Below are 13,302 nucleotides of genomic sequence, written 5' to 3' on the forward strand. Positions count from 1 at the left end.
GTTAGGACGAGGGTGGGCGGCCGCTCGGCGGAGCTATGTTGGGCTCTGGTTCCGGGCAAGGGGGTGTCATGCCGGGACAGCGAAGGGCGGCGCCCGTGGCGCTCACCCGCCGGCAGCGCCTCGGCGCGGCTGTTGGTGCGGTCGTCCTGCTTTACGTCGTCGTCGGAGTTTGGGCGATCCTCGGCCGGCAACCCGATGCGGTGTCAATTGCCCCGGCCGCCCCGATGTTCCCGGACGATCCGGACGCGTTCGTCCCACCGGTGCCGGTCCTTCCTTCAGCCGGCGGCGCCGGGGAGAGCGGCCGGCCCTCATCGGCACCGTCCGCCGGCGAGCCGGGCGGGAAGCCCGGCGGGAACGCCGGGCCGGACCAGACCGGTGGTAACGAGGGCGGAGACCGGGACGAGCAGGGCCGGCGACCACCACCAGCGTCTGCCGGGCCACCGTTCCCGTCGCCCTCCGCCGGGCAGTTCACGTCTCAGTACACCGTTACAGAGAGCGGATCCCGGACGTTCCACGCGCGGGTGTTCGTCACCAACCGGGGCCCGACGACGCAGAACTGGTCGGTGCGGATCACCTTCGCGGCGTCGGACCAGGTGAGCGTCGGGCGCACCCTCGGGGCGTTCAAACGCACCTCGGGCACCACGTTTGTGTTCAGCGGGTTCAACGCTCGGCCGGGACAAACCGAGATCTTCGGCTTCGACGCCACCAAAGGGGTGAGCGGCCCGGTCCGCCCGACAGGTTGTGAGACCGAGGGCCAGACCTGCGACGTCCAGGTCGGCTGAACGCCGGGCTGCATGTTGCGCTCGCCAGCATTGACACGCATACCGTTCGGGTGCGAACGTTCTCCAACTCGTTCGGGTCCACATGATCTCTGGTGGGAGGTCCGCGGTGACCATCGGTTCGAAGTCGGCCGTTGCCGAGAGCGCTGAACTGCGCAGAGGCAAGCTCAGTGTGTTGGGGATCGTCTTCTATGTGATTGCCGCGGCCAGTCCGCTGGTCGGCATGACCGGCGCGTTGCCGGTGGCGATCGTGGTGGGCAACGGTGCCGCGGTGCCGGGTGCGTACCTGGCGGTGGGGATCGTCCTGCTGCTGTTCAGCGTCGGGTACGCGGCGATGAGCCGCCGGGTCACCAACACCGGCGCGTTCTTCGCCTACGTCGGGCGCGGGCTCGGCATCGGCCCCGGAGTCGGCAGCGCGTACGCGTCCCTGCTCGCCTACCTGGCCATCCAGCTGGCCATCTACGGGTTCTTCGGCGCCGTGCTCAGCGGCCAGATGGCCGCACTGATCGGCCTCGACCTGCCCTGGTACGTCTGGAGTCTGATCGCCTGGGCGGTCGTTTTCGCGTTGTCCGCGTTCAGCGTCGAGGTCGGCGCCAAGGTGCTGGGCGTCCTGCTCGCGCTCGAGCTGGCGGCGCTGCTGCTCACCGGGCTCGCCGTGATCCTGTCCGGCGGCGGGCCGGCCGGGCTGGACCTCGGCGCGTCGTTCGCACCGGGCAACATCTTCGTCGGCGGCCTCGCCGGCTCCGCCGGGATCGCGCTGGCGTTCGCGTTCGCCTCGTTCATCGGGTTCGAGGCCACCGCGATCTACGGCGAGGAGGCCCGAGATCCCAAACGGGCGGTGCCGAAGGCCACCTATCTCGCGGTCGTCGCGATCACCGTGATCTTCGCGATCACCACCTTCGGCGTCGTCTCCGCGCTCGGCGCGAGCACCGCGGTCGACGAGGCTGCCGCCCGCTCGACTGTCGACGGCGTGCCGCTCGCCGACTCGGCGGCCGTGATCTTCTCCGTCGCCGAGGAATATGTCGGCGCCTGGCTCGCCGAGACGATGGCCTGGCTGGTGATCAGCAGCCTGTTCGCCGGGCTGCTCGCGTTCCAGAACTCGATCGCCCGCTACTTCTTCTCGATGGGCCGCGCCGGCGTGCTGCCCCGGCCGCTGGGCCGGGTCAACGCCGCCGGCGCGCCGCTGCTCGGCAGCATCGTCACCTCGGCCGTGACGGCGATCGTGATCCTGATCTTCTGGGTCACCGGCAGGGATCCGGTGCTCAACATGTTCTTCTGGTTCAGCGGGCTGGCCGTGGTGGCGATCGTGCTGGTGGAGATTCTGGTCTGCGCCGCCGTGATCAAGCACTTCCGCGGCGACCGCGAGATCACCAACCCGTTCGTCACGATCATCGCTCCGGTGCTGGCCGCAGTGGGGCTGGCGCTCGGTGAGTACCTGCTGATGTCCCGGTTCGGACTGCTCGCCGGCACAGTCGCCGAGGGCGTCGATCCGTCGGCCCAGGCCTGGGGGCTCAACGCCCTGGGCTACACCTTGATACTGCTGCCGTTCGTCGTGTTCGCCGTGGGCACGGTGGTCGGGATCGTACGGCGCCGCAGCGAGGACTCCGCCGCAGTCGCCGATCTGGTCGGCTGATGGTCGCGTGAAGCCGCGCCTGCTGTTCCTTCTCAGCGAGAACTGGACCCTGGTCACCGGCCGGGACCTGCCGGAACTCGTGCGGTGGGCGCGGATCGTCGAGGACGCCGGCGTGGACGGCGTGATGCTCAGCGAACACGTCGTGCTCGGCCCGGACGCCAGTGCGCACGGGGTGATGGGCAACCCGCGCGACTACGCGATGCCCGGCAACCAGGATCCGGAGATGCCGTGGCCGAGCTCGATCGTGCTGCTGTCCGCGATGGCAGCGGCGACGACCCGGTTGCGGCTGGTGGCCGGGGCGATCATCGCGCCGCTGCGGCACCCGCTGCTGCTCGCCCGCGAGCTGGGCACCCTCGACCTGGTCAGCCAGGGGCGGCTGGTGGTGCAGCCGACGGTGAGCTGGAGCCGGGACGAATACGACGCGCTCGGCGTCCCGTTCGCCGATCGCGGGCAGATCCTGGACGAGCAGCTCGACATTCTCCAGCGCGCCTGGCAGCCGGGCCCGTTCTCGTACCACGGCAAGTTTTTCTCTTTTGACTCGGTCAGCCTGGCCCCTCGAGCGCACCGCGCCACCGGGCCGCGGCTGTGGTTCGGCGGGCAGCGGTTGCACAGCGCTCTGTTGCGCCGGCTGGTGCGCTACGGCCACGGCTTCCATCCGCTCGGCCAGCCGGCGCCCGCCGAGCTCGCCGCGCTGACCACGGCGATGGCCGAGGCCGGTCGGGACGCCGGTGAGCTGGAACTCGTCGGTGGCACGCGTGCCGTGTTTCCGGACGACCATTCGGTCGCCGACCTCGGCGCGGCGATGGACCCGATCCGCGAACAGATCGCCGCCGGCTTCAGCACGTTCTGCGTCAAGCCGTCCCAGTTCATCGACGATCCGGCGGACCTGCCGCGGTTCTGCGCCGACGTGGTCCGCCGCCTCGACGAGATGGCGGGTTGACCGGTTGAAGCGAGGTGCGCAACCCACGCCCGTTGCGCTCGACGAGGTCGACCTCACCGACCTCGACCGCTTCCGGGACAACCTCGGGTGGGGACAGTTCGACACCTTGCGCCGGGAAGATCCGGTCCACTGGCACCCGGAGCCGGCGCCGAACGGCGGATTCTGGGCCCTGACCCGGCACGCGGACATCCGGGCGGCCAGCCGCGACGCCGACGCCCACCGCTCGCTGCCGACCGACGATCCTCGGCAGACGGCCGTGCGTGCGCTGATCGCCCGCGAGTTCCGTCCGCACCGGCTGCGGCAGAACTACGGGGCCTTCCTGCGTGAGCTGACGAAGAACGTCGTCTGCGCCGCGTTGACCGAACCGGAATTCGACTTCGTGCAGCGGATCAGCGCCGACTTCCCGATCCAGGTGCTCTCCCGATTGCTGGACGTCCCCAAGGAGGTCACCAGGCAACTGGTCGCATGGAGCAACGCCGCGGTCGGCATCACCGAACATCTGCCGTGCCGCTCGCCGACCACCCAGGACGTGATCGCCTACGGCCGGGCACTGCGCAACGCGCGCCGGCGCGGCGACGGCAAGGACCTCGTCAGCATTCTCGTCAACAGGGTGCCCGCCGACGGTGTCCCGCTGACCGAGCGGGAGTTCGACAGCTATTTCCTGCGGCTGCTGAAGGCGGGCAACGAAACGACCCAGCACGCGCTCAGCAACTCCATGCTCGGCCTCATCGAGCAGCCCGGCCAGCTGCGGCTGCTGCGGGACAATCCGGATCTGCTCAGGACCGGGGTTGAGGAACTGCTGCGCTGGGCGTCGCCGGTGTATCACGTCCGGCGCACCGCGCCCCGCGACGTGCAGGTCGCGGGCAGGCTGATCAGGGCGGGCGACGAGGTCGTCATGTGGTTCGCCTCCGGCAACCGGGACGCTGACGTATTCACCGACCCGTACCGGATCGACGTCACCCGGCCGAAGGTTGACCACTTGGCCTTCGGCCGGGGCAGCCCGCAGGTGTGCCTCGGCAAAGCGCTGGCACGGCTCGAGATCCGGCTGATGTACGAAGAGCTGCTGCCCCGCCTCGACTCCGTCGAACTGGCGAGTGAGGTGACCCGGGTCCGCTCGAACCTCGTCAACGGGATCACGACGCTCCTGGTGAAGGTCAGGAGCCGGTGAACCAGGCTATTTGCCGTCGGCGGTGGTTTCGACGCGGGCGATCAGCACCTTCAGGCGGCCGATCTCCTCGGCAAGCGCGGTGTTGCCGGCCGGGGTGAGGGTGATCCAGGTGCGGCCGCGCTTGCCCTCGTAACCCTTCTCGATGTCGATCAGGCCGGCCGTCTCCAGCACGGTCAGGTGCTTGGAGAGGTTGCCGGCGGTCAGGTCGAGCTGGACCCGTAGGTAGCCGAACTCGACGCGCCGCGCCTCGTGCGCGATGGTGAGGATGCCCAGTCGCACCCGCTGGTGCACGACCTCGTCGAGGCCGATGACCGGGTGGTCGGACGGGTCCGGGGCGTCGGTCTCGGCGGTCACCGCTTCCTCCGGTGGGCCTTCGCGAAGCCGATCCCGCCGGCCAGCAGTACGGCACCGATGATGAGCTGGGGCACCGCCATCGACAGCCGGATGTGGGTGTTCGTGCCCGACAGGAACGACGGGAGGAGGTCAAACGGCAGGTCCATGCCGTCGGTCGTCCGCAGCACGAACAGCACCAGCACCAGGTAGCCCGCGGTGAACAGCAGCAGCGCGACGTTGCGTTCCAGCGCGGCCAGCACCAACAGCGCCAGCCCGATCAGGCCCCACGGTGCGATCAGCCGGTCCAGCAGGATCCACCAGAACGGCAACGGGCCGCCCTCGAACGGCGGGTTGCTCGGGAAATAGGCGGCCGCCGTCGTATACGCGGCCGTGAACAGGACTGCCGTCACGGCACCGGTGATCGCGTACGGCAGAACGCGGGCGCCCAGCCCCCGCGCCCGGGCGGCCCGCACGTAGCTGACCGCGATCGCCGCGTAAGCGAGAAGCAGCGCTGGCGGCCAGTAGTAGAGCATGCCGCGACGCGCGAACATGCAGCCGCTGTCGTCGCACTGCAGCTTCATGAAGAGCCAGTCGAACGGAATGGCCAGGAAGGTCGCCGCGGCCAGCACCAGCAGCGCGACCCAGGTCAGGCGCTGGTCACGGCGCACGCGGCCGGCGAGGCTGCGCACGTCGGAGAGGAGCCGGCGGGGGTCATCGCCGGTCGATACCGAGTCAGTGGTCATGGCAATAGGTTTCCATAGCAAACCTATTTGCGCTAGCCCCAACTTGGCGACGCGGGTCAGTTGATCGTGGCGCTCCAGGCGTGCAGGGCGGGCTGCGACCACGTCAGCCGGGAGCCGCAGGTCAGATCCAGGCTGTAGCGGGACGCGCGGTTCTCCGGCGCGGCATTCGTCCAGGCGTTGTTGATTTTGACCTGGATGGCGGTGGCCTCGAACTTGCGGCCCGTCATCGACTCGCAGTAGTAGCCGACGCCGGTGCTCGGGTTGCGGGTGACGTACGGTTCGAACACGTCCCAGCCGTTGTTGCCGATCTGGCTGGTCCCGGAACGCGTCCAGAAGGTGTCCCAGGTGCCGCTCGCGAAGTTGTAGAGGTACGCCGTCCAGGTGTTGTTGCTCGCGTTCGTCTTGGAGATGTCGACGCTGTACGCCGGCAGGCCGTTCACCGCAGTGGTGTAGGTGGCGACGAAATTGGCGTCGATCCGGATCTCCTTGGCCACGCCCGAGTTGCCCTGAGCGCACCAGTCCCAGGCCCAGACCACGGGATAGCGCGGGGTGTACGCGGTGGTGATCTCGATGCAGGCGCTGCTCGGCGGCTGAACCGTCGGGGCGTAGAGCACGTCGGTCGATACGGTCCGGTCGCCGGTGCCGTAGAACACGCTGTGCGTGGCGCGGATACCGGCAGACGTCGTCAGACCGCTGAAGTAGACGCCCGCGGCCGGATGCTCGACCGCCGCGATGCTGTCACCCCCGGACCGCACCCGCGCGAGCGTGCGGTCGCGGTGGAGAGACTGCACCTCGGCCGACGCGGTGATGGCGGTTCCGGTGCGGCCCGGGACGACGCCACCGAGGGGAGCGTCACCGGGGCCGGCTACCGCAGGCTTCGGCAGGGTGCCCGGACCGGCGACCGCGGCGGCGGCAGCACCGGCGAGGGCGAGATTGGTGCCCGCGATGATCGCCAGGCCCGCCGAGACGGCAATCAGTTTCGAGGCGATCCGGCGTGGAGTGAACGGCATGGGGGTCCGCCTTCCTCAGGAGGGGGATTCGCGCTGTTCAGCTTTCGGGCGCCGCCACCACTGCCCTTGATCGATCAAGCCGTCAAGGCGAAATATCGAAAACCTTTTCGGAGGCTAATATCGATACTTATGAATGTCAATGCGTCTGATCAGGTACTCGGGCACTTGAGATACGTCGACCACGGCCGAAAAGTTTCGGTCCAGTCTCAACGGCTGTTCTCGCATGGCTTCCCGGAGGGAAGCCGATTCGGCTCAGTTCGGCTTGCCGCCGGGTCCGTCGATGGGCCGCAAAGACCGAGAGGCCGGGCAGTTCGGCGAATGTCCGCAGCAGGTTGAGATGGTGAAGTTCTGATCCAAACGGGAGCACGCGGTGCGCGACGGGCGCACGAGCGCGAGCACCCGGTCGGACGGCTCCACGCCCAGGACTCCAGTCTGGCCGTGATCGCCGGGCCGCAAGGTTGACGGGCCACCGTCTCCGGTGTCGGGTTCGTGCTCAGTGGTGTCGGATTTCTGCCGATCTAGGTAGTGAGCCCTGGCCAGGGTTTGGTGTCTGCCAACAGCGGTGAGGGTGGTTCGGATGGTGACAGTCGGCGGCGACGCGGCGGGCGGGCGTGAGCGGAGCCGTTGGTGGGATGACCTGCCGGTGCTCACGAAGATCTTGTGTGCGGTGTTCGTCGCCGCCCTCGCGGCCGCGGTCGCCGGTGGGGTCGGGATCGTCAAACTCGCCGCGGTCGACGAGGTCGGGGGTGGGATTTACGAACGCAACCTGTTGCCGGTGAGCCTGCTGGCACAGGTCGACGGCAACTCGAACGAGGTCCGAGCGACCGTCCTGCGGCACGTGATCAGCACCAACCCGGCCGAAATGCAGGAACGCGAGGAGGAGATCACCGAGTTCCGCAGCCACCTCGACGGGTTGTGGGATCAGTACACGGCGGAGCACGGCAGCGCCGAGGAGCAAGCCGCGCGGGAGCAGTTCGAGGCGGCGCTGGCCGGCATGTACACGGTTGCGGATGAAGACCTCCTGCCGCTGAGCCGGGCTCAGAAGGTCGCGCAGGCCGCCACGGCCGAAAACGAGCGCTTCGATCCCGCGTTCGACAGGGTAAGTGAGACGTTGGACGCTCTGAACGGGATAGAGACGGCGCAGGCCACCGCAGCCGCCGATCTGGCGCAGAAGACGTTCCAGAACGCCCGCACCCTGCTCATCTTGGTCCTGGTCATCGGTTTGACGCTGGCCATCGCCGCCGGGGCCTACGTGGGACGGTCGATCAGTAGGCCGCTCGGGCGGGTCGTGGCGGTGCTGCGCCGAGTCGAACAAGGAGACCTGACCGCGGTGGCCAACGTGCACAGCCGTGACGAGGTAGGCCAGCTCGGTACCGCGCTGAACAGCACCACCACCCGGCTGCGGGAGGTCATCGGCGGGCGGATGTCGCAAACCGCGGTCGGTCTGTCCGCCGCGGCGGAGGAACTGTCGGCGGTCGCCGCGCAGCTGCAGGCCGGTGCGGCCGACGCGTCGTCACAGGCCGGCTCGGCATCACATGCCTCGGAGGAGGTCAACGTCGGGGTGCAGACCATCGCCGCCGGCGCCGAGCAGATGAGCGCGTCGATCAGTGAGATCGCCTCGAACGCGGGGCAGGCGGCGCAGGTCGCCCAGACGGGCATGGCCGTCGCGGAGCGCACCACCGCTCAGGTCGCCGAACTCGGTGCGGCCAGCGCGGAGGTCGGTGACGTGGTCAAGCTGATCACCAGCATCGCGGAGCAGACGAACCTCCTCGCTCTCAACGCCACCATCGAAGCCGCCCGCGCGGGAGAACTCGGTAAGGGCTTCGCCGTCGTCGCCGGGGAGGTCAAGGAGCTGTCTCAGCAGACCGCGAAGGCGACCGAGGAGATCACCGCCCGGATCGGCGCGATCCAGGGGTCCAGTAGCTCCGCGGCCGTCGCGATCGGGGAGATCACCGAAGTGATCCGGCAGATCGGCGATTACACCACCACGATCGCGTCCGCAGTCGAGGAACAGACCGCCACCACGCAGGAGATGAGCCGCTCAGTGGCCGACGCCGCCACCAACAGCGGTGAAGTGGCACAGACCGTGTCCGGCGTGGCCAACGGCGCCGCCGCGACCGCGGAGGGCGCCAAAGCCACCCAGCAGGCCGCCACCGAACTGACCCGCCTGGCCAGCGACCTCACCACCATCGTGGGCAGCTTCCGCCACTGACACACTCTGTGGCACCACGACGCAAGAACCGTGGAGCCAGCCCCGCACCGCCCACATTGGAGGCACCGCGGGTGCGCACCGCCAACGCGACCGTCATCCCGTTCGCCCCGCGCGCCGCCGCCAACCGCCGAGCCTAGATCGGCGAGCTCACGGCGGAAGAGCCGATCTCATCCGGGCGTACCGCAACCGGCGCGGCGAGCCGTTCGGGTCGTTGAGCTTTGGTTTGCACCGTCCGCCGGTCCCGGCGTTGGTACTATCTGCAGGTGTCCGGTTTGCCGGAGTCTGTCGGGTCGACTGACGCCCACACAGCGGGGCCTGCGATCGACTTCCGGGCGTTGTTCGAGTCGGCGCCTGGGCTATACCTGGTGCTGGATCCGAGATTGCAGATCGTGGCGGCCAGCGACGCCTACCTGCGAGCGACCATGACGGCGCGCGAACAGATCCTCGGTCGGGACATCTTCGAGGTTTTCCCTGACAACCCCGACGACCCGGCCGCGACCGGGGTGACGAACCTGCGCGCCTCGCTGCAGCGGGTGCTGCAGGGGCGCAAATCCGACACGATGGCGGTGCAGAAGTACGACGTCGAGCTTCCGGCCGCTGCTGGTGGCGGCTTCGAGGAGCGGTACTGGAGCCCCTGCAACACCGCGGTGCTCGGCCCGGACGGACACGTGGCCTACATCATCCACCAGGTCGAGGACGTCACGGCGTACGTCCAGCTGCAACAGCAGGACACCCAAGCCCAGCATCAGACCGCTGAGCTGCGCCGGCGCACCGAGCAAATGCAGGCCGAGATTCTGCGCCGCTCGCAGGAGTTGCACGAGACCAACCAAGCCCTGCGCCAGGCGAACGAGGCAAAGAACGAGTTTCTGTCACGGGTCAGCCACGAGCTACGCACCCCGCTGAACGCGATCCTCGGCTTCAGCGAACTGCTCACCCTCAGCGAGCTCGAGGGCGATCAGCGCGATTGGGCCGCCATGATCCTCAAAGCTGGGCGGCATCTGCTCGCCCTGCTCAACGACGTGCTCGACATCGCCCGCATCGAGAGCGGGAACCTGGCCGTGTCGGTGGAGCCGATCCCGCTCGGTGCGCTCATTGCCGACGTACTCGACCTGGTACGCCCGCTGGCCGCCACCGCCGGGGTGCAGTTGACACCCGCTCCGCAGCTACCCGACGACCTGTGTGTCGCGGCCGACCGGCAACGCCTGCGCCAAGTGTTGATCAACCTGCTGTCGAACGCGATCAAGTACAACCACCCCACCGGTACCGCGTCGGTCATCGTCGAGCACCGACCGAACGGCTGGCTACGCGTCCGGGTGATCGACACCGGCCGCGGCATCGCCCCGCAGTATCTGAGCAAGCTGTTCACCCCGTTCGAGCGCCTCGACGCCGCCCAGGCCGGCTTCGAAGGCACCGGCCTGGGCCTGGCGCTGTCCCGCCACCTCATGGCCAGCATGGGTGGCACCCTGGACGTATCCAGCCTGCCCGGCAATGGCAGCACCTTCTGGCTCGACCTGCCCGCCGCCGATCCGGCAACCAGCAGTCACACCACGGCCGAGGACGCCGACTTGCTTGCCCTACGCAGCTATCCGAGCCCCAAGCTCGTGCTCTACGTCGAAGACATGGTGGAAAACGTCCGGCTGGTCGAACAGATCCTCACCCACCGGCCGTCGGTCACCCTCATCCCGGCGATGCTCGCCGGCGTCGCTCTGGAACTCGCCCGAGAACACCACCCAGACCTGGTCCTGCTCGACCTTCATCTACCCGACATGCCCGGCGACCAACTACTCACCCTCCTGCGCGCCGAAGCCGGAACCTGCAACCTGCCGGTCGTGGTGCTGTCCGCCGACGCCACTCAGCACCACATCGACCAACTCCACGCCGCCGGAGTCGCCGCCTACCTGACCAAACCCATCACCGTGCGAGACCTACTCCACGCTCTTGACCAACTGCTCGACCAACACAGCGACGGACAGCCAACAGACCAAGCCCGAAACCAGATCACAAACCAAGACAAACCCTGAAGCTCCGGCGCGGTGAAGACGACCTGAGGTTCCCGCGATTTCGGACACCTGAGGGGAAATGAGTTCCGTCAGCGGCGCGCCCGGAGAACTGACTGCCGTATTCGTTGCCGCGCGTCTGACCCTCCGCTGAAACGCAGATAGCAGAAAGGGCCCCGCTCTACCGCCGGGTCCTGGCCTACTCCTCTCGGCCCGCTCACCGGACCCGCATCTACGTGACGTAGGCGCTGCAGTGGGACCCTGCCCATCGGCGCCGGCCGCGGAATCCTTTCCGTGGATTTGAACTCGGCAGACATTGATTATCCGCAGACCTTTCATCGACGATTCACATTCCCGCCCTCACACCCACTTGCTGTTGTACCTTTTTGAGGAGTACGAGGCAATTGTCAATAGCGCCGGGGGCGGATGATGACGGTCGATGTTCCCGTAGCGTCGCGGGCCAAGGGCCTACTGGGTCCTTTGAAGAACCTGCGGGTGGCCAGCAAACTGCTGTTCAGCTTCGCGGCGGTCTGCGCGTTGGCGGTGGTGATCGGTGTGGTCGGTGTGTTGCAGGTGCGGGCCGGCAACGACCGGATGAAGGACATGTACGCCTCCAACCTCAAGGCCATCGAATACCTCGGACAGACCGGTACCGCGGTCGTCCAGGTTCGCTTCCAGTTGGCGAATTTGCTGCTCGCTGCCGACGAAGCCGGCAGGGACGCGGTCCAGAAGAAGATGGACTCGGTGGATGACCAGATTGACGCGGAGTTCGCCGGCTACAAGGCGACCGGTGTCGCCGGCCGGGAATCTCAGATCGCGGCGTTCGAACAGGCGCTGGCCGACTACCGGAAAGTACGCGACGAGCAGTTGGTCCCACTCGCCCGCGCCAACAACGTCGCCAAGTTCATCGCGGTACGCGCCGAGCAGGCGCAACCGTTCATCGACGCCACCGACAAGGCACTGGCCGACCTGACCTACATCGAGGACACCTCCGCGATCGCGACACAACAGGAGTCGCACACGGCGGCGTCCCGCGCCACCGCGACCATCATCGCCATCGTGGTCGCCGCGGTATTCCTGTCTGCGATCATCGTGCTACTGATCAGCCGGGCGGTGGCCCAGCCACTCGGCCGCGCGGTGACCGTGCTGGAACGCGTCGCCGAGGGTGAACTCGTCGGCCGGCTACCGGTGGACACCACCGACGAGGTCGGCCGGATGGGTGGGGCGTTGAACACCGCGTTGGAGCGGATCAGTGACACGATGCGCGACATCGGCGGCAACGTGGACACCCTCGCCTCGTCGTCGGAGGAACTCGCGAGCGTCGCGGCTCTGGTGAACCAGTCAGCAGACCGGTCATCGGCGCAGGCCAAGGCGGCGTCCTCGGCCACCGAACAGATCAGCGCGAACATCACCACGATCGCCGCCGGCTCCGACGAGATCGGAGCGTCGATCAGCGAAATCGCCCGGTCCACCTCCAGCGCCGCCGAGGTCGCCGCCGGCGCGGTCACCGCGTCCGCCCACGCCGGAAAAATCCTCAACAAGCTCGGGGTTTCCTCCACCGAGATCGGCGACGTCGTCAAACTGATTACCTCCATCGCGGAGCAAACCAACCTGCTCGCGCTCAACGCCACCATCGAAGCCGCCCGGGCCGGCGAGCTCGGCAAAGGCTTCGCCGTCGTCGCCGGCGAGGTCAAAGAACTGGCTCAGCAGACAGCCCGTGCCACCGAGGACATCTCCACCCGGGTCACGACCATCCAGGGCGACTCCGAAGCCGCCGTCGCCGCGATCGAGGACATCAGCCAGATCATCGAGCAGATCAACGCCACCCAGACGGCGATCGCCGCCGCCGTCGAGCAACAGTCCGCCACCACCACCGAGATGAGCCGCAACGTCAACGAGGTCTCGGCCGGCTCGTCGCAGATCAGTGACAGCGTCGCCGCCGTTGCCGCCGCGGCGGCGGAAACCACCAGCGCCGCCGCCAACACCGCACAAACCTCCAACGACCTCGCCCGCGTCGCCAGCGCCCTGCAGAGCAGCCTCTCCCGCTTCACCTACTAACCAAACGAGCAGAACCAGCCTCGAAGCCGTTGGCGGGGCTAGCCGGGAGCACAGTGCCAGACAACGAACCACCACTACGGCTACCACCCACGGCTGACACGCCCCGCAGCGACCTGGATTCCGTCATCGATGCCCTCTACGACCTGCTGAGCAGCCAAGGGGAACTCCTCCAGCAACTCCGCGTCCTCGGCGCCGTCGCCGACCGGGTCGCCACCGCCCTCCTCGCCCAACACGACCAGCTCGGCGCCGCCATCGCCGGGTGCCACCACCACCTCACGGACCACGCCGTGCGCGCCAGCCACAGCCCGGACTGGCGCTGAACAGCCCAACTGGAACATGCGTAAGTCCGCCGCCAGTCGCCAGTAGACCTACGGATCGACGACGCTCGGGCCGGCCCGCCGCTGAGGATGCTGACCGCGCTCGTAGCCC

The 13,302-nt window shown here is 68.1% G+C and carries 11 protein-coding genes; 8 read left to right on the top strand and 3 right to left on the bottom strand.

Features of this window, described 5'->3' with window-relative positions; all coding sequences use genetic code 11:
- Positions 1-95 precede the first annotated feature (95 nt).
- The 4 genes from Ari01nite_RS02525 (at position 96) to Ari01nite_RS02540 (ending at position 4,520) form a co-directional block, all read left to right on the top strand.
- Complete coding sequence (locus Ari01nite_RS02525) at positions 96-782, top strand: cellulose binding domain-containing protein (RefSeq protein WP_203778888.1); 687 nt, start codon at positions 96-98, stop codon at positions 780-782.
- A gap of 106 nt (positions 783-888) precedes the next feature.
- The gene (locus Ari01nite_RS02530) at positions 889-2,412 is read left to right on the top strand and encodes an APC family permease (protein WP_203778889.1); all 1,524 of its coding nucleotides are present in this window, start codon (positions 889-891) and stop codon (positions 2,410-2,412) included.
- 7 nt (positions 2,413-2,419) lie between these two features.
- On the top strand, positions 2,420-3,352 hold the full coding sequence (locus Ari01nite_RS02535; RefSeq protein WP_203778890.1) for a TIGR03619 family F420-dependent LLM class oxidoreductase: 933 nt from the start codon (positions 2,420-2,422) through the stop codon (positions 3,350-3,352).
- A gap of 4 nt (positions 3,353-3,356) precedes the next feature.
- Positions 3,357-4,520 (top strand): cytochrome P450, encoded by a 1,164-nt coding sequence (locus Ari01nite_RS02540; protein WP_203778891.1) that lies wholly within the window; start codon positions 3,357-3,359, stop codon positions 4,518-4,520.
- A gap of 6 nt (positions 4,521-4,526) precedes the next feature.
- Here Ari01nite_RS02540 and Ari01nite_RS02545 read toward each other — a convergent pair whose 3' ends face one another.
- Genes Ari01nite_RS02545 through Ari01nite_RS02555 form a run of 3 tightly spaced genes read right to left on the bottom strand, consistent with a single transcriptional unit; the run spans position 4,527 to position 6,606 of the window.
- Positions 4,527-4,874, bottom strand: coding sequence for a transcriptional regulator (locus Ari01nite_RS02545; RefSeq protein ID WP_203778892.1), 348 nt, complete (start codon positions 4,872-4,874; stop codon positions 4,527-4,529).
- Complete coding sequence (locus tag Ari01nite_RS02550; protein ID WP_203778893.1) at positions 4,871-5,596, bottom strand: hypothetical protein; 726 nt, start codon at positions 5,594-5,596, stop codon at positions 4,871-4,873. Before Ari01nite_RS02550 ends, Ari01nite_RS02545 begins: the two co-directional genes overlap by 4 nt.
- 56 nt (positions 5,597-5,652) lie before the next feature.
- A complete protein-coding gene (locus tag Ari01nite_RS02555; RefSeq protein ID WP_203778894.1) occupies positions 5,653-6,606 on the bottom strand; it encodes a hypothetical protein in 954 nt (317 codons plus the stop codon).
- Positions 6,607-7,183: 577 nt separating this feature from the next.
- Here Ari01nite_RS02555 and Ari01nite_RS02560 point away from each other — a divergent pair.
- The 4 genes from Ari01nite_RS02560 to Ari01nite_RS02575 all read left to right on the top strand — a co-directional run bounded on the left by Ari01nite_RS02560 (position 7,184) and on the right by Ari01nite_RS02575 (position 13,193).
- Complete coding sequence (locus tag Ari01nite_RS02560; protein ID WP_203778895.1) at positions 7,184-8,818, top strand: methyl-accepting chemotaxis protein; 1,635 nt, start codon at positions 7,184-7,186, stop codon at positions 8,816-8,818.
- Positions 8,819-9,081: 263 nt separating this feature from the next.
- Positions 9,082-10,839, top strand: coding sequence for an ATP-binding protein (locus Ari01nite_RS02565; RefSeq protein WP_275410817.1), 1,758 nt, complete (start codon positions 9,082-9,084; stop codon positions 10,837-10,839).
- Positions 10,840-11,244: 405 nt separating this feature from the next.
- Complete coding sequence (locus Ari01nite_RS02570; protein WP_275410818.1) at positions 11,245-12,873, top strand: methyl-accepting chemotaxis protein; 1,629 nt, start codon at positions 11,245-11,247, stop codon at positions 12,871-12,873.
- A 53-nt stretch (positions 12,874-12,926) separates the two neighbouring features.
- The gene (locus tag Ari01nite_RS02575; RefSeq protein WP_203778898.1) at positions 12,927-13,193 is read left to right on the top strand and encodes a hypothetical protein; all 267 of its coding nucleotides are present in this window, start codon (positions 12,927-12,929) and stop codon (positions 13,191-13,193) included.
- Positions 13,194-13,302: the final 109 nt, after the last annotated feature.

Source organism: Paractinoplanes rishiriensis, assembly GCF_016862375.1.
Classification (GTDB): Bacteria; Actinomycetota; Actinomycetes; order Mycobacteriales; family Micromonosporaceae; genus Actinoplanes; species Actinoplanes rishiriensis.